General features: G+C 63.3%; 20 protein-coding genes and 1 riboswitch. Of the genes, 18 read left to right on the top strand and 2 right to left on the bottom strand.

What is annotated here, in order from left to right; all coding sequences use genetic code 11:
* The first annotated feature begins 1 nt into the window (after nucleotide 1).
* The 4 genes from fmt (at nucleotide 2) to ribD (ending at nucleotide 4,284) form a co-directional block, all read left to right on the top strand.
* A complete protein-coding gene (gene fmt, locus AC1L34_RS05395; RefSeq protein ID WP_424323671.1) occupies nucleotides 2–940 on the top strand; it encodes a methionyl-tRNA formyltransferase in 939 nt (312 codons plus the stop codon).
* 2 nt (nucleotides 941–942) lie between these two features.
* A complete protein-coding gene (locus AC1L34_RS05390) occupies nucleotides 943–2,364 on the top strand; it encodes an RsmB/NOP family class I SAM-dependent RNA methyltransferase (protein WP_480035168.1) in 1,422 nt (473 codons plus the stop codon).
* 146 nt (nucleotides 2,365–2,510) lie between these two features.
* Complete coding sequence (gene rpe / locus AC1L34_RS05385) at nucleotides 2,511–3,215, top strand: ribulose-phosphate 3-epimerase (RefSeq protein WP_424297325.1); 705 nt, start codon at nucleotides 2,511–2,513, stop codon at nucleotides 3,213–3,215.
* A 37-nt stretch (nucleotides 3,216–3,252) separates the two neighbouring features.
* Nucleotides 3,253–4,284: a bifunctional diaminohydroxyphosphoribosylaminopyrimidine deaminase/5-amino-6-(5-phosphoribosylamino)uracil reductase RibD gene (gene ribD / locus AC1L34_RS05380; RefSeq protein WP_424297326.1), complete on the top strand. Its 1,032-nt coding sequence runs from the start codon at nucleotides 3,253–3,255 to the stop codon at nucleotides 4,282–4,284.
* Here ribD and AC1L34_RS05375 read toward each other — a convergent pair.
* On the bottom strand, nucleotides 4,281–4,517 hold the full coding sequence (locus tag AC1L34_RS05375; RefSeq protein ID WP_424297310.1) for a hypothetical protein: 237 nt from the start codon (nucleotides 4,515–4,517) through the stop codon (nucleotides 4,281–4,283). The genes ribD and AC1L34_RS05375 overlap by 4 nt on opposite strands.
* A gap of 190 nt (nucleotides 4,518–4,707) precedes the next feature.
* Nucleotides 4,708–4,878: riboswitch (FMN riboswitch) on the top strand.
* 57 nt (nucleotides 4,879–4,935) lie between these two features.
* Between AC1L34_RS05375 and AC1L34_RS05370 the strand changes: the two genes are divergently transcribed.
* From AC1L34_RS05370 to AC1L34_RS05355, 4 genes are all read left to right on the top strand, one after another.
* Nucleotides 4,936–5,580 (top strand): riboflavin synthase, encoded by a 645-nt coding sequence (locus tag AC1L34_RS05370; RefSeq protein WP_424297311.1) that lies wholly within the window; start codon nucleotides 4,936–4,938, stop codon nucleotides 5,578–5,580.
* On the top strand, nucleotides 5,573–6,853 hold the full coding sequence (locus AC1L34_RS05365) for a bifunctional 3,4-dihydroxy-2-butanone-4-phosphate synthase/GTP cyclohydrolase II (RefSeq protein ID WP_480035167.1): 1,281 nt from the start codon (nucleotides 5,573–5,575) through the stop codon (nucleotides 6,851–6,853). Before AC1L34_RS05370 ends, AC1L34_RS05365 begins: the two co-directional genes overlap by 8 nt.
* Nucleotides 6,850–7,320: a 6,7-dimethyl-8-ribityllumazine synthase gene (gene ribH, locus AC1L34_RS05360; protein ID WP_424297314.1), complete on the top strand. Its 471-nt coding sequence runs from the start codon at nucleotides 6,850–6,852 to the stop codon at nucleotides 7,318–7,320. Before AC1L34_RS05365 ends, ribH begins: the two co-directional genes overlap by 4 nt.
* A 146-nt stretch (nucleotides 7,321–7,466) precedes the next feature.
* Complete coding sequence (locus AC1L34_RS05355) at nucleotides 7,467–7,883, top strand: PH domain-containing protein (protein ID WP_424297328.1); 417 nt, start codon at nucleotides 7,467–7,469, stop codon at nucleotides 7,881–7,883.
* 139 nt (nucleotides 7,884–8,022) lie between these two features.
* Here AC1L34_RS05355 and AC1L34_RS05350 read toward each other — a convergent pair whose 3' ends face one another.
* On the bottom strand, nucleotides 8,023–8,862 hold the full coding sequence (locus AC1L34_RS05350) for a hypothetical protein (RefSeq protein ID WP_480035166.1): 840 nt from the start codon (nucleotides 8,860–8,862) through the stop codon (nucleotides 8,023–8,025).
* Nucleotides 8,863–8,968: 106 nt separating this feature from the next.
* Between AC1L34_RS05350 and AC1L34_RS05345 the strand changes: the two genes are divergently transcribed.
* From AC1L34_RS05345 to ppc, 10 genes are all read left to right on the top strand, one after another.
* Entirely contained in the window at nucleotides 8,969–10,579 is a 1,611-nt protein-coding gene (locus AC1L34_RS05345; RefSeq protein ID WP_424297317.1) for a cation:proton antiporter domain-containing protein, read from the top strand.
* A 98-nt stretch (nucleotides 10,580–10,677) separates the two neighbouring features.
* Nucleotides 10,678–12,717, top strand: a complete 2,040-nt coding sequence (uvrC, locus tag AC1L34_RS05340) for an excinuclease ABC subunit UvrC (RefSeq protein WP_424297318.1) — start codon at nucleotides 10,678–10,680, stop codon at nucleotides 12,715–12,717.
* Between the two features lie 38 nt (nucleotides 12,718–12,755).
* On the top strand, nucleotides 12,756–13,607 hold the full coding sequence (gene rapZ / locus AC1L34_RS05335) for an RNase adapter RapZ (protein ID WP_480035312.1): 852 nt from the start codon (nucleotides 12,756–12,758) through the stop codon (nucleotides 13,605–13,607).
* On the top strand, nucleotides 13,604–14,620 hold the full coding sequence (locus tag AC1L34_RS05330) for a gluconeogenesis factor YvcK family protein (RefSeq protein ID WP_424297321.1): 1,017 nt from the start codon (nucleotides 13,604–13,606) through the stop codon (nucleotides 14,618–14,620). Before rapZ ends, AC1L34_RS05330 begins: the two co-directional genes overlap by 4 nt.
* 192 nt (nucleotides 14,621–14,812) lie before the next feature.
* Complete coding sequence (whiA, locus tag AC1L34_RS05325; RefSeq protein ID WP_424322441.1) at nucleotides 14,813–15,796, top strand: DNA-binding protein WhiA; 984 nt, start codon at nucleotides 14,813–14,815, stop codon at nucleotides 15,794–15,796.
* 131 nt (nucleotides 15,797–15,927) lie between these two features.
* Nucleotides 15,928–16,947, top strand: coding sequence for a type I glyceraldehyde-3-phosphate dehydrogenase (gap, locus tag AC1L34_RS05320; RefSeq protein WP_424293751.1), 1,020 nt, complete (start codon nucleotides 15,928–15,930; stop codon nucleotides 16,945–16,947).
* Nucleotides 16,948–16,952: 5 nt separating this feature from the next.
* Nucleotides 16,953–18,182, top strand: a complete 1,230-nt coding sequence (locus AC1L34_RS05315) for a phosphoglycerate kinase (RefSeq protein ID WP_480035165.1) — start codon at nucleotides 16,953–16,955, stop codon at nucleotides 18,180–18,182.
* Nucleotides 18,179–18,964 carry a triose-phosphate isomerase gene (gene tpiA / locus AC1L34_RS05310; protein ID WP_480035164.1) on the top strand — a complete coding sequence of 262 codons (786 nt, stop codon included), beginning with the start codon at nucleotides 18,179–18,181 and terminating at the stop codon, nucleotides 18,962–18,964. Before AC1L34_RS05315 ends, tpiA begins: the two co-directional genes overlap by 4 nt.
* A gap of 176 nt (nucleotides 18,965–19,140) precedes the next feature.
* Entirely contained in the window at nucleotides 19,141–19,374 is a 234-nt protein-coding gene (gene secG, locus AC1L34_RS05305; RefSeq protein ID WP_424293748.1) for a preprotein translocase subunit SecG, read from the top strand.
* Between the two features lie 148 nt (nucleotides 19,375–19,522).
* A complete protein-coding gene (ppc, locus tag AC1L34_RS05300) occupies nucleotides 19,523–22,390 on the top strand; it encodes a phosphoenolpyruvate carboxylase (RefSeq protein ID WP_424322049.1) in 2,868 nt (955 codons plus the stop codon).
* Nucleotides 22,391–22,394: the final 4 nt, after the last annotated feature.

Raw genomic sequence — 22,394 nt, 5'->3', positions numbered from 1 at the left:
CATGAGGCTGGTATTTGCCGGAACGCCCGATGTGGCAGTACCGACATTGCAGGAATTGATCGACTCACCCGACCACGAAGTGGTTGGTGTCATTACCCGACCCGATACGACCGCCGGCCGCGGCCGGAAGGTCGTGCGGTCGGAGGTCGGCGTGCTCGCAGATGCGCACGGGCTTGAGGTCATCACTCCGCGAAAGATGGGTGATCCGGAAGTCGCGGAAGCGCTGGCGCGCTGGAACGCGGACCTCGGGGTCGTTGTTGCCTACGGCGGGCTCATCCCGCAGGCCGTGCTTGACATGCTTCCGCACGGTTGGGTCAACCTGCACTTTTCGGTGCTCCCCGCGTGGCGCGGTGCGGCTCCGGTCCAGGCGGCGATCGCCGCCGGTGATGAGATCACCGGGGCCAGCATTTTTGCACTCGAAGCAGGCCTCGACACGGGGCCGGTTTACGGCACCTTGACCGAACGTATTCGTGCCACCGATACCTCAGGCGACCTGCTCGCGCGTCTGGCAGTATCCGGTGCCGGCCTGGCGCGCGCCGTCATCGACGGCATTGCCGCTGGCGAGTTGATACCGGTACCGCAGGACGCCGAAGGCATTTCGCACGCCGCGAAGATCACGACCGACGACGCTCGTGTGCGATGGGATCTGCCGTCACACATCATCGACCGCACGGTCCGGGCACACACGCCAGCACCTGGTGCATGGACCACCCTCGGCGACGCCCGCATCAAGCTGGGACCGGTCACGCCGGTCGACGGACAGGAAATCCCCGGCGACCTTTCCACGGGCACCCTCGCCGTGACGAAGAAGGCCGTATTTGTGGGAACAGCTTCCGGTGCCGTGCGGCTCAGTACCGTGCAGGCACCCGGTAAGAAATCAATGAACGCCGCCGACTGGGCGCGCGGTAGCCACCTCGACGGAACGGAACAGTTCGGATGAATATGCGAGATTCACGGGGCGGTCAGCGGCGCGATGGTGGTCGACGCGGCGACGACGCCAAGTATCGGAACAAGGACAACGACCCCGCGCGGACGGCGGCACGTGATGTCTTGCGCGCCGTCCGCGAGAGGGACGCGTACGCCAACCTGCTGCTGCCGAAAACGCTCCGGGAACGCCAGATCACCGGCCGTGACGCGGCCCTGGCCACTGAACTTACCTACGGCACCGCGCGGTCGCAGGGGTTGCTCGACGCCGTGATCTCTTCGGCCGCGGGGCGTCCAGCATCGGAAATCGACGGCACTTTGCTGGACGTCCTCCGATTGGGTACCTACCAGTTGTTGCGGACCCGGATCGGTTCGCATGCGGCCGTCTCGACCTCGGTCGATATGGCGCGCAGCGAGAACGGTATCGGCCCTTCCGGGTTTGTTAACGCGGTGCTGCGCAAGGTCAGTCAGCGTGACGAACAGATGTGGATCAACGAACTCGCCCCGTCGATGATGGATGACCGCGTCGGCTATCTGTCCTTCACCTACGCTCACCCGCGGTGGATCGGCGAGGTGTTTTACCGGGCACTCGACGGATCCGTGGGGGAACTTCAGGCTGCGCTGGCCGCCGACGACGAACGCCCGATCGTGCACCTGGTGGCCCGCCCCGGACAGATCACCGCCGAAGAGCTCGCCCTGGTCAGCGGGGGAGACGAAGGTCGATACTCGCCGTACGCCGTGTACCTGCCGGAGGGCGATCCGGGGAAGCTCGACGCGGTCCGCGAGGGCTTCGCCGGTGTCCAAGATGAGGGCAGTCAGCTCGTTGCGCTCGTCCTGAGTCGCGCCGAGGTCGCCGACGACGCGGGCCGATGGCTCGACCTCTGCGCCGGACCCGGCGGTAAGGCCGCGCTACTGGGGTGCCTGGCCGATTTGGACGGGGCACATCTCGACGCCGTCGAGATTTCCGAGCATCGTGCCGGGCTCATCGAAAACGTCGTCGACGGGTTGCCCGTCACCGTGCACGTTGCCGACGGTCGTGATTCGGGCCTGGAGCCTGGATTCGACCGCATCCTCGTCGACGCACCCTGCTCTGGTTTAGGTTCGTTGCGGCGCCGTCCCGAAGCGCGCTGGCGGCGTAAACCCTCCGACGTGCCTTCGTTGGTGACACTGCAGACAGAACTCCTCACCGAGGCGCTTCGTCTGGTCCGTCCCGGTGGCGTCGTCGTCTATTCGACGTGCTCGCCGCATCCCGACGAGACCACCGGAGTTCTCGAAGCAGTGCTGGCGCAGGTTGGCGGTATCTCTCAGGTCGATGCCCGCCCGTTGGTGGCGGGGGGCTACTTCGACGGCGACTCCTTGGGCGCGGGTCCGACGGTGCAGTTGTGGCCGCACCGCCAAGACACCGACGCCATGTTCGTCGCCGTCCTGCGCAAGGACTAGACGAAACATTTGCGTTCGCGTACCTCGTTGGTCTTCGCGCCCGCCTAGACGGAGCGAAGACCAACGAAGTACGCGAACGGGGCCTCGCATCGTGGGCCGTCGCCTCAGGTCGTGGCAGTTTCCGGCCGTCTCGTAGACTCTTCGGCATGTGTACTTCCGGCCGTCCCGCACCCATGATTGCCCCGTCCATCCTGTCCGCAGATTTTGCGAACCTGGCGTCTGAGATCGCCGCGGTAGGACCGTCGAGCGTCGATCCCGGTGTCGACTGGGTCCACGTCGACGTGATGGATAATCACTTTGTCCCCAACCTCACCTTGGGGCTGCCGATTGTCGAAAGCCTCCTCAAGGCCACCGATATTCCGCTCGACTGCCACCTGATGATCGAGGATCCGGCTCGCTGGGCGCCGCCTTACGCCGAAGCGGGTGCCTACAACGTCACCTTCCACGCTGAGGCATCCGACGACCCGAGCGCCGTCGCCCGGGATATCCGTGCGGCAGGCGGAAAGGCTGGCCTGGCCATCAAGCCCGGCACTGCCCTGGAGCCCTACCTGGAAATCTTGCGCGACTTCGACACGCTCCTCGTCATGAGCGTTGAACCGGGCTTCGGCGGGCAGAAGTTTATGGCCGAGGTTCTGGAGAAGGTCCGCACCATTCGCAAGATCGTCGATCGCGGCGACCTCCAACTGCTGGTCGAGATCGACGGCGGCATTAGCAACTCGACCATCGAGCAGGCCGCCGAGGCAGGTGTGGACTGCTTTGTGGCGGGCTCGGCCGTCTACGGCGGTGAAGATCCCGCCGGTCGCGTTGCGGAACTCCGCCGTCTCGCTACCGCGGCCAGCTCCGTACGGTAAACCCGTGAACCTTGACGCCACGCGGATCACCGATCCGATGCTGCTGGCGATTGCCGTCTCTGCCGATGCGCAGGGGATCAGCACCCCGAATCCGCCCGTCGGTGCGGTGATCCTCGATCGCGGCGGTGAGGTCGCGGGTGTCGGCTACACGCAACCGCCCGGCGGCCCTCATGCAGAAGTGGTTGCCCTGCGGGAGGCGGGGGAACGGGCGCGCGGTGGCACCGCCATAGTGACGTTGGAGCCGTGTAATCACACGGGACGCACAGGACCGTGTGCGGAGGCACTGATCGATGCCGGAATCGCTGAGGTGCGATTTGCGGTCGCCGATCCGAACCCCGCAGCAGCCGGAGGAGCAGCGACCCTCCGAGCAGCAGGCATCCGCGTCGAGGCCGGTGTCGGTGAACACGAAGCCCGGAGCGGGCCGTTAAAGCACTGGCTGTTTCGCCAGCAACATGGCCGCCCATTCGTTACCGCGAAGATCGCCGCCACCCTCGACGGCCGGATCGCGGCTCCCGACGGGACCAGCCAGTGGATCACCGGCCCCTCAGCACGGGAGCACGCACATCGGCAACGCAGCCAACTCGACGCGATTGTCGTTGGTACCGGCACGGTCCTTGCTGACAATCCATCACTGACCGCCCGCCACCCGGACGGCTCATTGGCACAGCACCAGCCGATCCGTGTTGTCTTGGGGCGCAGGCAGATTCCCGCGACGGCCACGGTGCGTGACGGGGTTTCGCCGCTATTGCACATCGCAAGCCGCGAACCCCGCGAAGTGATCGAGGCGCTGCCCGACGCGCTGCACATCCTCGTCGAAGGGGGGCCGGCGATTATCGGCGCATTCTTGGCGGCCGACCTCGTCGACGAGGTCCAGGCCTACCTTGCGCCGACGATTCTCGGCGCCGGTCGCGCGGCCGTCACCGACGTCGAAGTTACGACGCTCACCCAGGCTCACGGATTCACGCGAACGGCGGTGCGTGAACTCGGTGACGACCTGCTGGTGACGCTCGGTGCGCGAACGGAATCACCAACGGGACTCGGCGCCGGCCGTTCGCCAAAGAGCACCTAGCCGCGACGGCTTCGCACGAAGTACCCGAGCGCGAAGGCGATCACGCTGACCAGTGTCAACGTAAGCCACAGCGGGAAGCTGAATGAGAAGCCCAGCATCTGCGTCTGGGTTTCAGCACGGTTCTGGCTGATGAAAATGACAAAAATGATGACGATCAGCAGCGGCAACCAAAAGCGACGCAGCAGACTCAGCGCGGAACTAGATGGTGTCGGGGTCGAATCCGAGGTAGTCATCGCCAGCCTTTCAGGGTTGGTAGCGGTCGCTTGTTGGTGGCCGGAAAAGCCTCGAGACTGCTCACTCTAGTTGGCTGCGAACCGATTTCGGGCAAAGTAGACGAACCCAAATAGGGGTGATGACATGTGATATCCCACTGGCCGGGAAGCCGAATGACCGCCAATGTCGTCAAGCGTGATAATTTTGATTACAAGTTCTCGGGGCGGGGTGTAATTCCCCACCGGCGGTAATGCTTTCCAGATCAATCTCGACGATCACGGAACGACAAGCCCGCGAGCGCCCACACGCAAGTGAGGGGTCGAGCAGACTTCGGTGAGATTCCGAGGCCGACGGTTAGAGTCCGGATGCGAGAGAACAGCAGAACGGCACCGTGCCGCCTCCTGCCCGTCCCGAGCGCACCTTGTAAAGGAGACGCGGGTGTTCACGGGAATCGTGGAGGAATGCGGCGAAATCACCGCTCGTGACGACCTCACGGAGGCCGCTCGATTTCGTATCCGAGGCCCGCTGGTAACCAGCGACGCATCGTTCGGCGACTCTATCGCCGTGAACGGCGTCTGCCTCACCGTCACCGAACTGAACGACGGCGAATTTACCGTCGACGTAATGGCCGAGACCCTGCGCCGCAGCTCCCTCGATCGTCTGGTGCCCGGTGCCGCCGTCAACCTGGAACGCGCCATGGCCGTCGGCTCCCGCTTCGGCGGTCACATCGTCCAAGGCCACGTTGACGGTGTCGGCACGGTCAAGACCGTGTCGCCGAGCGAAAACTGGACTGTCGTTCGCGTACAGGTCCCGGCCAGCCTCGCACGGTACGTGGTGGAAAAGGGGTCCATCACCATCGACGGCATCTCGTTGACTGTCTCCGCGGTTGGCGACGATGCCGACGGCGATTGGCTTGAGGTCTCGCTGATTCCGACCACCCTCGCCGAAACAAATCTTTCCGACGTCGCCCCCGGACGTCGCGTGAACTTGGAAGTTGATGTCATCGCGAAGTACGTCGAGCGCCTTGCCGGCGCTGCGCGTAGTGCGAACAATGAGGTGGAAGGCAGTGAGTCGAATGAGTGAATCCCCAGAGGTTAAGTTCGACACCGTCGAACGCGCCATCGCCGATATTGCTGCGGGTAAAGCTGTCGTGGTGGTCGACGACGAGGACCGCGAGAATGAAGGCGACCTAATTTTCGCCGCCGAGATGGCCACCCCCGAACTGGTGGCGTTCATGGTGCGCTACACCTCCGGTTACCTGTGCGTGCCGCTGACCGGTGAAGACTGCGACCGCATGGGCCTGCCGCCGATGTACTCGGTAAACCAGGACCGTCACGGTACCGCCTACACCGTCACCGTCGACGCCCGCGAAGGCATCACAACCGGAATCAGTGCGGCCGACCGCGCTACCACGATGCGCACCCTGGCTAACCCGCTGTCCGTGGCCGGGGATCTGACTCGTCCCGGTCACGTGGTCCCGCTGCGCGCCAAGGAAGGCGGCGTCTTACGTCGTCCCGGTCACACAGAGGCGGCCGTGGACCTCGCGAAGGCTGCCGGACTGGCACCAGCCGGCGTGATCTGCGAAATCGTCAGCCAGAAAGACGTCGGCTCGATGGCGCGCACCACAGAACTCCGCGAATTTGCTGACGAACACGATTTGGCGCTCATCTCGATCGAGGCACTCATCTCGTGGCGTCGTCACAATGAAAAGCACGTTGTGAAGGTCGCCGACGCGCGGATTCCCACCGAGTTCGGGACATTCCGCGCCGTCGGCTACCAAAGCCCCTACGACGATGCCGAGCACGTGGCGCTCGTGATGGGTGACATCAGCGAGGAGGACGGTGAGGATGTTCTCGTCCGCGTGCACTCCGAGTGCTTGACCGGCGACGTTTTCGGTTCGCTGCGCTGCGATTGCGGCCCCCAACTCAATGCGGCCATGGAAATGGTTGGGCGCGAGGGACGCGGCGTCGTGCTGTACATGCGTGGTCACGAAGGTCGCGGTATTGGTCTCATGCACAAGTTGCAGGCCTACCAGCTTCAGGATGGCGGGGCCGACACGGTCGATGCCAACTTGGAACTCGGTCTGCCGGCGGACGCCCGCGATTACGGCCTCGGTGCCCAAATTCTGGTAGACCTGGGCGTGCAGTCGATGCGTCTGCTGACCAACAACCCGGCCAAGCGAGTCGGATTGGACGGGTACGGACTGGAGATCGTTGAACGGGTGCCGATGCCGGTGCGCGCCAACGCCGAGAACCTCCGGTACCTGCGGACCAAGCGCGACCGGATGGGCCACGTGCTCGACGGTCTCGACGACATCGACGTCGACGTAGTTGATGGAACTGGAGAAGGTGCATGAGCGGCAACGGTGAGCCGACCCTCGATTTGGCTGACGCGCGCGGACTAAAGGTCGCGATCGTCGCTTCGCAATGGCACGAGGTGATTTGCACAGCGCTTCTCGACGGCGCAGTCCGTGCGGCCGCCGCGAACGGGATCGGAGATCCCACCGTCATTCGCGTTGCGGGCGCTATCGAGTTGCCGGTGATCGTTCAGGCTCTGGCACGCACGCACGATGCCGTCGTCGCTCTGGGCGTCGTCATCAAGGGTGAAACCCCGCATTTCGAATACGTTTGCGATGCCGTCACCTCGGGCCTGACCCGTGTTTCGCTCGACGAGTCGACCCCCGTGGGCAACGGTGTCCTCACCACCTTCAACGAAGCCCAGGCGCTGAATCGGGCGGGTCTGCCAGGCTCGGCCGAAGACAAGGGCGCACAGGCAATGACTGCGGCCCTCGCGTCCGCATTGATCCTGAAGGATTACGCATGACCGACGCAGTGGACGGGGCCGACGCGGTGGATGGGGCCGACGCGGTCGGCGGCACCGATGTCGAACGCGAAAGCAAGCGCAACGCCTTCTGGACCCGTGACGACACCGACGGCGGCACGTGGGACTACGTGTACCGGCCGCAATGGATGCGCCGCGTCGCCTGGATTGTGATCGCGATCGTCATGGTCATCCACATCGTTTTCGGTTTACTGCTGAACATTTCGTACACCGGCGTCAACATCGATTGGTCCGACAAACTCGCGCTGATCGGGGTCGGCGTCGTGATCTCGTGTGTCATCTTGTTCCTTACCCGCGCACGGTTGCGCGTCGGACCGCAGGGCATCGGAGTTCTAAACCTGGTTTCCGAGCGGGTCTTCGGGTGGGACGAGGTCGTCGGCGTTGAGTATCCGGAGAACTGGTTTTGCGCCCGGCTCCTGTTTCCGCACGATGAGCACATCCCAATCATGGCGATTCAAGCGCGCGACGGCGACCGTGCCGTGACCGCGATGCAAGAGGTCCGACGTCTCGGTGAGAAGTACACCGCCCCCAACCTCGACACCTAGCCCAACAACAGCGCGAAATTCCCTCATTTCTGTCACATTCGACGGCTGCGCGCTGACCAAGCCGTCACCGATCGGCACGATCGGTGACGCTCTGGTCGAAACGTGACAGAAAAGCGGAAATTTGGGCGGGGGAGTTGGGTTAGGGAGCGACGGTGATATCGGCGGGGAGGGCTAGTTCGGCGGCGCGGGCGCGCATTGCGGTAACGACCTGATCGCTGGTGTCGCGCGGTAGAACAGCTTCGAAATTCGGTTCGGTAATCGGCCGCTGTGACGTTATTCGACAATGCAGTGGTTGGACGCCCGGCGGCAACAGGGCCAGTACATCCCGGTAGACGAACAGCTTGGAGATGTCGTCGTCGGTGTCCCACTGCAGATTGCAGTCGGTGGCACCCACATTCTGATAACTAATCCCGGCCGGATTCACACCGATGAAGGCATTGAGATGTTCAGCGGCCTGGACGGCTCCGCCGCTGGTATCAAGGTGGATCGCATCCTTGAACACCATGATCGATTTCAGGCCTTCGGTGTCGGCAGCCAACGCACGCGTTCGGGAGACCCACTGCAGATACTGGCTGGGATCACTCATCCTCGACACGGCCGACCCCGGCTGCAACTGGATCGACACGGATGCGGCCTGACCCGCCGGATTGTGGGCATCGAAGAACAGCCGAATCCGGTGCTCATCAATCTTCGTATCGACGTGGTGTACGACGAGTTCGCGGGCCGTGGCGGCCACTTGCGTATCGGACATGCCATCGTTGAGGGTGATCTGAGAGTCGACGGAACCTCTCGACAGGATCGCATTGTTGGGGCTGAGCCTGAACGAAGCAATATCATCGCGCGTATCCAAATACTGGCCATACTGCTGCGCGAACTGATCGGCGGCGTCGAACGCGCACCCGCCGAGCAGTGCCGGCAGCGCAAACAGCAGCGCCGCCGACCTGGCGGCGACGCGTCGTCGATTGCGCGCGGCGAACATAGCCACACGATAACGCCTCCGCGATAGTCCGGTAGCAGGTCCGACGTTGCCGGATTCAGTAGACCAGGATCAACTGCGACGAAGGCGCCAGGGCACAATCAGTGGCATGGAGCTCGTCGCAATCTACCTTGCCGTCGTCTTTGTCGGGGGACTTGCGGCACGCCTAATCAGAATGCCCCCGCTTATCGGATTCCTGGCTGCAGGCTTCGCATTGAACGCGATGGGTGTCGACGAGTTACCCGGGCTCGACGTGATGGCCAACCTGGGCGTCACGCTGATGCTGTTCGCCATCGGACTGCGCCTCGACCTCAAAATCTTGGTGAAGCGCGAAGTCTGGCTGAACACCGGCCTCCACATGCTGATCATGACCGTCATCGGTGCCGGATTCCTGGCAGCACTGAGCGCGCTCGGCGCGTTTGGCCCCGAGTCACTGCGCGTCCTGGCGACGATGGGCCTTGTGCTGTCGTTCTCGAGCACCATCGTCGTCATTAAAATCTTGCAGGAACGTGGCGACGACCAAGCGCTCTACGGGCGCATCGCGATCGGCATCCTGGTCATGCAAGATGTTGTCGCCGTCGTACTCATGTCTATCTCCAGTGGGGAGCCACCGAGCATCTACTCGCTCGGCCTGATCGCGGTGATTCCGGCACTGATGTGGGCGACGAAATACTGGTACAAGATCGGGCACGGCGAGATGGAGGCCCTGTTCGGGATCGCGATGGCGCTGATCCCGGGCTACTTGCTCTTTGAAGAACTCGGCCTCTCCGGCAGCCTTGGTGCCTTGATCATGGGCTTGATCCTGGCACCTCGACCTGGCGCCGATCAGCTTTCACACACGCTGTTTACCCTCAAGGAACTACTGCTGGTCGGCTTCTTCCTGACAATCGGTTTTGAAGGCCTGCCGTCGTGGCAAAACGTAATCGTCGGACTGGCGCTACTCGCGTTGCTGCCGGTGCAGGGCTTCTTCTACTGGCTGCTGCTGTGGCTGTTGGGACTTCGCAACCGCACCGCGGTGCTCGCCGCACTACTTCTCGCCAACTACTCAGAGTTCGCGCTCATCATTGGGAAGAGCGGCACGGAGAACGGCTGGCTGTCGGACGATTGGATGCTGTCCTTGGTGATCGCCGTCGCGGGTAGCTTCGTCGTTTCGGCGCTCCTCAACCCGACGAGCGTGTCGTTTGCTTCGAGATTCGCCAAACGACTACCGACTCGACCGCCGGACAAAATTCACCCGGACGACCGGCCCATCGATGTCGGTGACGCGCAGGCGATCGTTCTCGGTATGGGCCGTGTCGGATCAGCGGCCTACACGCAGTTGGTCGACGAATATAAGCTCCGCGTCCTCGGCGTGGAACACGACCCAAACCGCGTGCGTGCCCTGCGCAAACGTGGCTTCAACATCGTCGAGGGCGATGCCACCGACTACGACTTCTGGGCGCGAGCGGTAGGCGCGGGACAGACCGATCTCATCGTGCTCGCGATGCCCGCCCAGTATGCGAACGTGGAAGCACTTCGCGAACTCCGTCGTATTGGTGACGGGGGTGCCACCGTTGCCTCTGTGGCCCTGTACCGCGAAGACGTCGACGAACTCGAAGACTTGGGCCTTGACGTCGTCATTCACCTCTACGAGGGTGCTGGCGAGGCTTTGGCCGACCGTGCTGTGGAAGCGCGCGAGGCCTATGAATCGAATGGCGAAGGACAGCGAGACGGGGCCTAGCTTGGAGGACGCGGAGGCAACGCCTCTGTGCCCCAACCGGGCGGTTGCCGGTGAACCAGCGAGACGCGAGGCAACCGACGACGACTAGCCTGGGATGCGTGGCTGATCCGTCGACTTACCGCCCTGCTGCGGGCACCATTCCCACAGATCCCGGCGTATACAAGTTCCGGGATCAGCATGGGCGGGTTATCTACGTCGGTAAGGCGAAGAACCTGCGACAACGGTTGACGTCGTATTTCGCTGACCTGACCACACTCCATCCACGTACCCGTCAGATGGTGACGACCGGGGCGTCGGTGGAGTGGACGGTAGTCGGGACCGAAGTGGAAGCGCTTCAGCTCGAATACAACTGGATTAAGGAGTTCGATCCCCGGTTTAACGTTCGGTATCGCGACGACAAGAGTTACCCGATGCTCGCGGTCACTTTGAACGAGGAGTACCCCCGCGTCTTCGTGTACCGCGGTGCCCGGCGACCCGGCGTTCGGTATTTCGGTCCGTACGCTCACGCGTGGGCGATCCGCGAAACAGTCGATCTCCTGACCCGAGTCTTCGGTGTCCGCACCTGCTCAAAAGGCGTCTTCCGGCGCAGTGAGCAAATGGGTCGGCCCTGTCTGCTCGGCTACATCGACAAATGTTCGGCACCGTGCGTCGGTCGTGTCAGTGCCGTCGAGCACCGCGAAATTGTCGAGGACTTCTGCGATTTTCTCGCTGGCAAAACCGATGGACTGATCCGGCGCCTCGAACGCGACATGACCGCGGCCGCGGAAGAACTAGATTTTGAGCGGGCTGCGCGCCTCCGCGACGACATTTCGGCGTTGCGACGGGCAATGGAAAAGCAGGCGGTGGTCCTGGGGACCGGTACCGACGCGGACGTCATTGCCATGGTTGGCGACGAACTCGAATCTTCCGTCAAGGTGTTCCACGTCCGTGACGGACGCGTGCGCGGTGAACGCGGATGGGTCGTCGAGGTGCAAGAGAATGCGACCCTCGGAGACCAAGTGGGAACCTTCCTGACGCAGTTCTACGGAGCCGAATCGGAGATGAGCTCGGGCATACCGCGGGAAGTGCTGGTGCCAGCGCTACCCACGGGTGCCGACGATGTGGAGAAATGGTTGAGCGAACGCCGCGGCGCGCAAGTGAGCCTGCGGGTCCCGCAGCGGGGCGACAAGCGGACCCTGATGACCACCGTCGAACTCAATGCGACTGAGGCATTGGCGCGTCACAAACTGCAGCGCGCCGGGGACCTCACGACCCGTTCGGCCGCTCTCACCGAACTCCAGGAAGCCCTCGGCCTCGATACCGCACCCTTGCGGATTGAGTGCATCGACATCTCGCACGTGCAGGGAACCGACGTTGTCGCGTCGATGGTCGTCTTCGAAGACGGTTTGGCTCGCAAGTCCGACTACCGGCACTACGCCATCAAGGAAGCTGCCGGCGATGGCCATTCCGACGATGTCGCCTCCATTGCCGAGGTGACACGTCGCCGCTTCGCGCGGTATCGGGAGGGGATCGCCGCCCCACCGCCCGAGAACATCGCGGCTGGCCCTGCCCAGCGGGATCCATCCGGGCACTCACTCGCCGGTGACGTGCCAACCGGGGAAACCGCTGCGGACGACGATACGACTTCCCGGAAGGCCAAACGTTTCGCCTACCCGCCGAACTTGTTTGTCGTCGATGGTGGCGCACCGCAGGCTCACGCGGCGGCAAGTGTCTTGGACGAGTTGGGTGTTGCCGACGTGGCGGTGGTCGGTCTGGCCAAACGACTGGAAGAGGTGTGGATTCCGGGCGATGATGAGCCGGTGATCCTCCCACGCAACAGCGAAGCATTGTTCTTGTTGCAGCGTGTCCGCGATGAAGCGCACCGTTTCGCGATTACCTTTCACCGAAGCAAGCGAAGCAAGCGGATGACCGCGTCGGCGTTGGACGGCATTCCCGGGTTGGGTGCCACCCGACGGACAGCGCTCGTCACCCACTTTGGTTCGGTAGCGAAATTGACGCAGGCCACCGTCGCCGAGATTGGTGAAGTGCCCGGCGTTGGTCCCACCACCGCGCAAAGCGTGTACGACGCGCTCCATCCCGAAACCGAGACCCCGACCGAAACTGCAGATTCCGCCGATCAGAAGGAAACCGTACGTTGACTGAACCAGAAGGCCGCTCAGTGCTTTTCGTTACCGGGATGTCCGGTGCGGGGCGCACCTCGGTGGCCAATGTTCTCGAAGATGACGGCTGGTACGTGAGCGATAACGTACCGATCTCGCTCATCGCGCAACTCGTCGAGATGGTCCGCAGCAGCGAGGTGGGTGCTGACCGGATCGCCATGGTGGTGCGCGGCGGCGATCCGGCGTTCGCGACCGAAATGGCGGCGCTCCGACGAGACCTTGAGGAGGGGGGTGCGTCGACGAAAATGATCTTCGTCAACGCGTCCGACGAGGTTCTGGTGCGCCGCTTCGAGCAAGTACGACGACGTCACCCCCTGCAAGGGACCGGAACCCTCGGTGAGGGCATCGCTGCCGAGCGGGCGATCATGGAACCGGTCGCGACGGCCGCCGACACGGTCATCGACACGTCCAACCTGAGTTCTACCCGGCTGCGGCAGATTGTGGAAAATGCCTTCCCGAATGTCGGTCGGCGGCGCCTGTCGATCGCCGTGCAGTCGTTCGGCTTCAAGTACGGGCTGCCGATTGACTGCGACTTGGTGGCCGACGTGCGCTTCCTGCCGAATCCCTACTGGATCCCGGAGTTGCGCGAACACAATGGGCGCGAACCCCGGGTGCGCGACTACGTGCTTCGCCAGGACGATGCGAGCGAATTCTTGGATCGCTACGTGGATCTCATTGCGATTGTGGCTCGCGGTTACCTGCGCGAAGGAAAGGGTTACATGACCCTCGGCGTGGGATGCACGGGAGGTAAGCACCGCAGTGTCGCGATGTCCGAGGAACTGAGTCGACGGCTGACGGCACTCATCGACGACGACGGGCAACCCCTCTACGACGTCGAGGTGACGCACCGGGATTTGGGGCGTGAATGAGCGAAACAACCCAGTCAGGTTTGGCCGTGGATGGGCTGAAGATTGCCGCGCTCGGCGGCGGACACGGGCTCTTCAATACCCTCACGGCACTGCGGTATCTCACCAAAGACGTCACGGCAGTCGTGACTGTCGCCGATGACGGCGGCTCGTCGGGAAGGCTGCGCGCCGAACTCGGCCTCATCCCGCCGGGTGACCTCCGCATGGCGTTGGCAGCACTGATGGCGGCTCCGGCAGCCTTGGCGGATCGTCGCGCAATAAACCCGGCTTCCGCCGATCGGCACCAGCGCTGGGCCGACGTCCTGCAGCATCGACTCGGCGGCTACGGTGCACTCGCCGGTCATCCCATCGGCAATCTGCTCCTGAGCGGGCTCAATGAGTTCACCGGCAATGTCGTCGAGGCGCTCGACGATCTCGTCGACCTGTTTGACATTGATGGCCGTGTCCTCCCGATGGCGGACGCCCCGCTGGTGATTGAAGCCGATGTCTCGGGATTGGAGCGCGACCCGCGGGTTAGCCGGGTGATTCGCGGCCAGGTTGCGGTTGCCACCACACCGGGAAAACCGCGTCGTGTGCGGCTCATTCCGGAAGCCCCACCAGCGTGCGAAGCCGCCACTGAAGCAATTCGTGCCGCCGACGTGGTGACTCTTGGCCCGGGATCGTGGTTCTCCAGTGTGATTCCGCACGTTCTGGTGCCTGGTCAGTTGGAAGCACTGAGTCAAACCAACGCCAGAAAGATCCTTTTTGTGAATCTCGCTGCGGAACCGGGGGAGACAACGGGCTATTCGGTGGAGCGTCATTTGCATGTTTTGCATGCGCACGCAGCGAGTATGCGGGTTCATGATGTGGTCGTCGATTCGGCTTCGGTCCCCGCGGGTTCCGAACGGGAACATCTTGAGCGAGCGGCAGGCCGATTCGGTGCGCAATTGCGCGTCGCGGACATTGCCCAACCCGGTACCGCGGTACACGATCCGGCAAAGACCGCCGCCGCGATCGCGAACCTGATAGGCAATTGAGTTAAGGCGTGCGCAGACAGACAGGTTCGGGCGGATAGTGATATTCGACCCGATAGCGATACGCAGGCGAATGAGTTCGGAACGCTCGCCGGTAGTCTGTTCCAGATAACTTTGAACAGGTCCGGCGACGAGGCTTCGTCGCCCGGTGGGTTCTATCCGGGGGAACTTCAAGGGACATGGAGGCTTTGCAGCGTGGCAATGACAGGGGCGGTCAAAGACGAGCTCAGTCGGTTGTCTGTGACCCAAATAAGCTGCCGCAAGGCCGAAGTTTCGGCGCTGCTGCGATTTGCCGGGGGGCTACAGATTGTTTCAGGTCGCGTCGTCGTGGAGGCCGAGGTTGATCTTGGCAACGTCGCGCGTCGGCTCAAGCACGAGATTCATGGGCTTTTCGGCTACAACGCCGAAGTGATCGTTGTGCGTTCGGGTGGTGCTCGCAAGACAGCCCGCTACATCGTGCGGGTCACTAAAGACGGTGAGGCACTTGCCCGTCAGACCGGATTGCTCGACATGCGAGGTCGGCCGGTGCGCGGCTTGCCCGCCCAGGTGGTCGGCGGAAGCATCGGCGACGCGGAAGGGGCGTGGCGGGGTGCCTTCCTTGCGCACGGATCGCTGACCGAACCGGGCCGGTCGTCATCGCTCGAAGTGAGTTGTCCCGGGCCGGAGGCGGCGCTGGCGCTGGTTGGTGCCGCACGTCGTCTGGGGATCTCAGCCAAGGCCCGCGAAGTCCGCGGCGGTGACCGTGTCGTGATTCGCGATGGCGAAGCCATCGGCGCACTGCTGACCCGCATGGGTGCCCACGACACGCGACTGGTGTGGGAAGAGCGGCGACTGCGCAGGGAGGTCCGGGCCACCGCGAACCGACTCGCGAACTTCGACGACGCTAACCTGCGGCGGTCGGCGCGCGCGGCGGTCGCCGCCGCCGCTCGCGTTGAGCGCGCGCTGGAAATTCTGGGAGACGACGTCCCCGATCACCTCATCGCCGCGGGTCGCCTCCGCGTCGAACACCGCCAAGCTTCGCTCGAGGAACTCGGCCAACTCGCCGATCCGCCAATGACGAAGGATGCCGTCGCCGGGCGCATTCGCCGACTGCTGTCGATGGCCGACAAGCGAGCCCGTACGGAGGGGCTACCGGACACCGAATCGGCGGTCACCGCAGACTTGCTCGACGAGGCCTAAGCCCCGTGGTGACCAACACCCCATCGCCGACATGTGACCTTCTGGTGACCGCGCGGACCACGGCTATTAGGCTGGACTCTTAGTGAGCCGATTCGAACCCCGGCTCAACACTCATCGCTAAGGAGCAACTTGTGACTGTTCGGGTAGGCGTAAACGGCTTCGGCCGCATCGGCCGCAACTTCTTCCGTGCCGTCGAGGCGCAGAAGGCGCTCGGTACCACCGACATCGAAATCGTTGCCGTCAACGATCTCACTGACAATGCATCGCTCGCGCACCTGCTGAAGTTCGACAGCATCCTCGGTCGCCTCCCGCAGGATGTGCGCCTCGAAGGCGACGACACCATCGTGGTCGGCGACATGAAGATCAAGGCTCTTGAGGTCAAGGAAGGCCCGGCGGCACTGCCGTGGGGCGACCTCGGCGTCGACGTCGTTGTGGAATCGACCGGCATCTTCACCAAGCGCGACAAGGCACAGGGTCACCTGGACGCTGGCGCCAAGAAGGTCATCATCTCGGCTCCGGCGTCGGACGAAGACATCACGATCGTGATGGGCGTCAACGACGACAAGTACGACGGCAGCCAGAACATCATCTCGAACGCCTCGTGCACCACCAACTGCCTCGGCCCCCTGGCCAAGGTCCTGAACGACGAGTTCGGCATTGAGCAGGGTCTGATGACTACCGTTCACGCCTACACCCAGGACCAGAACCTGCAGGACGGTCCGCATTCGGATCTGCGTCGCGCCCGCGCCGCCGCCATCAACATCGTCCCGACCGGTACCGGTGCAGCGAAGGCTATCGGCCTGGTCTTGCCGGAATTGCAGGGCAAGCTCGACGGTTACGCCCTTCGTGTGCCGATCCCAACCGGCTCGGTCACCGACCTGACCGCGATCCTGAAGAAGGCCGCCAGCGTCGAAGACATTAACGCCGCGATGAAGGCTGCCGCCGAGGGTCCCCTCAAGGGCATCCTGAAGTACTACGACGCGCCGATCGTGTCGAGCGACATCGTCACCGACCCGCACTCGTCGCTGTACGACTCGGGCCTGACCAAGGTCATCGACAACCAGGTCAAGGTTGTTTCCTGGTACGACAACGAGTGGGGCTACTCCAACCGCCTCGTCGATCTCATCGGCCTCGTCGGGAAGTCGCTGTAAAAACTATGTCAGTTCGTACTCTGGAAGACCTCCTGGCCGACGGAGTTTCGGGTCGCGGTGTGTTGGTCCGTTCGGACCTCAACGTGCCTCTCGACGGTGGATCGATCACCGATGCGGGTCGCATTGTCGCGTCCGCACCGACGATCGCCAAGCTGGTCGAAGCCGGTGCCAAGGTAATCATCACCGCGCACCTGGGCCGTCCCGACGGCGCCGTCGATCCGGCTCTCTCGCTCGCTCCTGTGGCCGCACGACTGTCGGAGGAGTTGGGTCGCAATGTTCAGCTCGCTGGCGACGTCGTGGGGTCGGATGCGCTCGCTCGGGCCGAAGGCTTGACCGACGGTGACGTGCTCCTGCTGGAGAACATTCGATTCGATCCCCGTGAGACCAGCAAGGACGAGGCCGAGCGCACCAGGCTCGCGAAGGCGCTCGTTGAACTCGTTGGTGATGACGGGGCGTTCGTCTCGGACGGTTTCGGTGTGGTTCACCGCAAGCAGGCGTCGGTCTACGACGTGGCGAAGTTGCTCCCGTCTTACGCTGGCGACCTGGTCGCCACCGAGGTGGAAGTGCTCCGCAAGCTCACCGGCGGCGACGACGGTGTGGTTGAGCGTCCGTACGCGGTGGTGCTTGGCGGTTCGAAGGTGTCCGACAAGATCGGCGTCATCGAGGCGCTCGCGCCCAAGGTCGACACCTTGGTGATCGGTGGCGGCATGGCCTTCACCTTCATTAAGGCGCAGGGCAGTCCGGTCGGCGATTCGCTGATGCAGGAAGACATGATCGACACCTGCAAGGGGCTGCTCGATCAGTTCGGCGACGTGATCCATTTGCCGCACGACATCGTCGTCGCGGACAAGTTCGCCGCCGATGCCGAGACCTCTATCGCAATGTCGGCCGATGGGTTCGATTCGGGCATGGGCTTGGATATCGGTCCCGGAGCGGTGGAACGGTTCGCCAACGTGCTCCGTGGCGCCAAGACGATCTTCTGGAACGGCCCGTCGGGTGTGTTCGAGTTCGAGAAGTTCGCCGAAGGTACCCGCGGTGTTGCCGAAGCGATTGTCGAAGCGACCAAGGACGGCGCTTACAGCGTCGTCGGCGGTGGCGACTCGGCGGCGGCAGTCCGTGCGCTGGGCATTCCGGATGATGCGTTCTCGCACATCTCGACCGGCGGCGGTGCGTCGCTGGAGTACTTGGAAGGCAAGGAACTTCCGGGCCTGTCAGTTCTTGAGGAGCAAGCATGAGCCGCAAGCCACTGATCGCAGGCAACTGGAAGTGCAATCTGAACCATTACGAGGCGATCGCCTTGGTTCAGAAGATCGCTTTCGCGTTGCCGGAGAAGTACTTCGACAAAGTTGACGTGACGGTGATTCCGCCGTTCACCGATATCCGCAGTGTGCAGACGATTGTTGACGGCGACAAGTTGCTGTTGACCTACGGTGCTCAGGACCTATCCGAGCACGACTCGGGTGCCTACACCGGCGAGATCAGTGGTGCTTTCCTGGCGAAGCTGGGTTGCACCTACGTCATCGTTGGACATTCCGAGCGTCGCAGTCTGCACGGTGAAACCAACGAGGTGGTTTTGGCAAAGACGAAGGCTGCCCTTCGTCACGAGCTAACCCCGATCGTCTGCATTGGTGAGGGCCTTGAGGTTCGCGAGGCGGGCGAGCACGTCGCCTACAACGTCGAGCAGGTTAAGGCCTCTCTCGCAGGCTTGAGCACCGAGCAGATCTCGAAGATCGTCGTCGCGTACGAGCCTGTCTGGGCAATCGGTACCGGTCGGGTGGCCAGTGCTGCCGATGCCCAGGAAGTGTGTGCGGCCGTCCGTCAGGCAGTCAGTGAACTGTCCGACAAGGCGACTGCCGACTCGCTTCGCATCCTGTACGGGGGCTCGGTGAACGCGAAGAACGTCGCCGAGATCGTCTCGCAGAGCGACGTTGACGGCGCGCTCGTCGGCGGTGCATCGCTGAAGGCTGACGAGTTCGCTCAGTTGTCGGCGATGGCTGCGGGCGGACCGCTGCTTTAACGCGCCGCGCGGGATCCGGTTAGGGTGGGCGGATGCACTTGTCTTGACCGCCATCGCGTAGACTGTGGCAGGTTGCTTTCATATCGGAAGCAGCCTGCCACAGTTGTCTGCGGGACCTGCATCAGGTTGTCCGCAGTAATTGCCCCGAAAGCTTCGACGAACAGGACCATCGACCCGTGACTATCGCGCTCGACATCGGCTTGATCATCACCAGCGTGCTGCTGATCGTTCTGGTTCTGCTGCATCGCGCCAAAGGTGGTGGCCTGTCGTCGCTGTTCGGTGGCGGCGTCCAGTCCAGCCTTTCTGGATCCTCCGTGGTGGAGAAGAACCTCGACCGTCTGACGGTTTTCACCGGCCTCGTTTGGCTTATCTTGATCGTCGGCGTCGGCCTGGACATCAAGTTCTCCTAACTTAGATCGGGCTCCGCCCCGCTCCGCTTTCCCGTTCTCGCATGATGCGTCGATTCCCGCACGTTGTCTGACAACGTGCGGGAATCGACGCATCATGCGAGAAGCCGTTGGCGGGCGGGGATAGGCGGGCGCGCGTAGGTTGGTCACCATGGTTACCGGCCCGCAGATTTCTTCCAAGGTTGCGCGAGCGATCCGCACGCCGATGATTGAGCGCATTGTGGTCGACGACGCCGACCGAGCGTTAACTGAACCACTCCGCGACGACATCCGTTATCTTGGCGGGATTCTCGGTGACGTCATCTCCTCGCATGCCGGGGTGGAGACCTTCGAGCTCGTGGAAAGCTCGCGGCGGGATGCGTTCGGTATTCGGTATGCCGACGTCACTCGCGATGACCTCGCTGCCCGCTACACCGACCGAGAGGTCATCGAACTCACGCCGGTAATTCGTGCGTTCACCAGCTTCGCGCTCTTGGCGAACCTCGCCGAAGACCTGCACCGGGAACGTCGTCGGCGGATCCACTTGCGGGCCGGCGATGCGCCGCAACCGTCGTCGCTGGCGGCAACGTTCGCTCGACTTGCCGAGGCGGGCCTCACTGATGACCAAGTCGCCGAAGCACTAGGCGAGGCCGATGTGGTACCCGTCATCACCGCGCACCCGACGGAAACCCGCCGCCGCAGCATCTTCGACGCGCAGAACCGGATTACCGAACTTATGCGCGTCCGGGCCCGTACCGAAATGACACCGGCCGAAGAAGCAGCGCTCACCGCGGACATCGGCAGGCAAATCCTCATGCTGTGGCAAACTGCGCTAATCCGGCTGCGACGCTTGACCATCTCCGATGAAATAACCACCGGCCTTCGCTACTACGACGCTTCCTTCTTCGACGTCGTGCCAGCCCTCAACAACGACGTTCGCGCTGCGCTCGTGGCCGCTTACCCGCACGCAGGCCTTGAGGACCTGTCGATGATCAAGATGGGTTCGTGGATTGGTGGCGACCGCGATGGCAATCCGTTCGTGACAGCAGAAGTGGTGACCGAAGCCACATCAAGTGCCGCGCATACCGCCATGGCGCACCATCTGGCCGAACTCTCCGCGTTGCATCAGGAATTGAGCATCTCGGCGCGGCTGGTATCACCGGTCAGCCCGAGTTTGGCGGCGCTCGGACAGGCATTCAAGCCGGCGGGCGAATCGGTCGCCGACAGTGGCGAGCCCGCCGACGACGAACCATTTCGATCTGCGGTGCTGGCGGTACGGTCCAGATTGTTGGCACGGGCATTGGCGACCCTCGGCGAGGACTTCGTTGAGCCCGCAGACCGAGCGCTAGCCGCAGCATCGGCGGGGAGGGGCTATCAAGATCCCGGCGAGATGCTCGCAGACCTCGACATCATTGACGCGGCACTCCGCGAGGTGAGCGACGACGCCATCGCCGACGATCGTCTGGCCGCCCTGCGAGAAGCGGTGCGCACCTTCGGGTTTCACCTCTCGGGTCTCGACATGCGACAGAACTCTGAGACGCACGAGGAGGTTGTTGCCGAACTCCTCAACTGGGCGGGCGTCAGTTCCGACTATCTGGCACTTGAGGAATCGGCACGCGTGGCACTCCTGACCGCCGAACTCACTTCCCGCCGTCCGCTGACCTCACCCGAAGCCGAGCTCAGTGATCTCGCGGTGAAGGAACTCGGTGTCGTCCACGCCGCCGCGGGCGCCGTCGAACGGTTTGGCCCGCAGGCGGTTCCGAACTACATCATCAGCATGTGCACCTCGGTGTCCGACATGCTCGAAGCCCTGGTTCTCCTCAAGGAAGCCGGCCTGTACCGAATCGACGACGACGGCCCGTCGTGCAGCGTTCGGGTGGTACCGCTGTTCGAGACAATCGAGGACCTGCGTGACGGTGCCGCCACCCTGACCGCGACGTTGAGCCTCCCGTTCTACCGTTCGATGGTGATGCGGCACGGCAATACGCAGGAAGTGATGCTCGGATATTCCGACTCCAACAAGGACGGCGGCTACCTGGCGGCCAACTGGGCGCTGTATCGGGCCGAACTTGATCTGGTGACTGCCGCCCGTGAAGCGAAGGTGCGACTGCAACTATTCCACGGGCGCGGCGGGACCGTGGGCCGTGGCGGCGGACCCAGCTACGATGCGATCCTCGCTCAGCCTCCCGGTGCCGTCCAAGGTGCCCTGCGGCTGACCGAGCAGGGCGAGATCATCGCCGCCAAGTACGCCGAACCGGTGAGCGCGCGCCGCAACCTCGAGTCGCTCCTCGCCGCGACCCTTGAATCGTCGCTCCTGGACATCGAGGGGTTGGGTGACTCACCCGGACAGGCCTACACCGACTTCGATGAGCTGGCCGAGTTGGCGCGGGCGGCCTACAGTGCACTGGTCCACGAGACACCCGGCTTCGTCGAGTACTTCACCGCGTCGACGCCGCTATCGGAGATCGGTGCGATGAACATCGGGAGTCGCCCGACATCGCGGAAGCAGACGACGGCAATCGCGGACCTTCGGGCCATCCCGTGGGTGCTGTCGTGGACGCAGTGCCGGGTAATGCTGCCCGGCTGGTACGGGGTCGGTAGCGCCTTCGAGCAGTGGGTCGGCGACGACGATACGCGACTGGCGAAGCTCTCCGATTACTACCGGCGGTGGCCGTTCTTCCGGTCGGTCATGTCGAATATGGCGCAGGTGCTAGCCAAGTCGGACATGGGATTGGCCTATCGGTATGCCGAACTAGTGCCCGACGTTGAACTTCGGGAACGAGTGTTCACCATGCTGGTCGACGAGCACGATCGAACCATCGACATGTACGCGCGCATTACCGGCACCACGGATCTCCTTGCCGACAATGCGGCGCTGAAACGTTCGGTCTACAACAGGTTTCCGTATCTGGAACCGCTGAACCTGCTCCAAGTGGAACTGCTGCGTCGCTTCCGTGCCGGAGCGGATTCCCCGAGGACCCGGCGGGCGATACAGATGACGATGAACGGCCTCGCGACTGCCCTGCGTAACAGCGGCTAGCGCC

The organism is Gordonia sp. 34D (assembly GCF_056682775.1).
The sequence above is the reverse complement of the archived record's forward strand: the minus strand, read 5'-3'. Positions and strand labels throughout refer to the sequence as shown.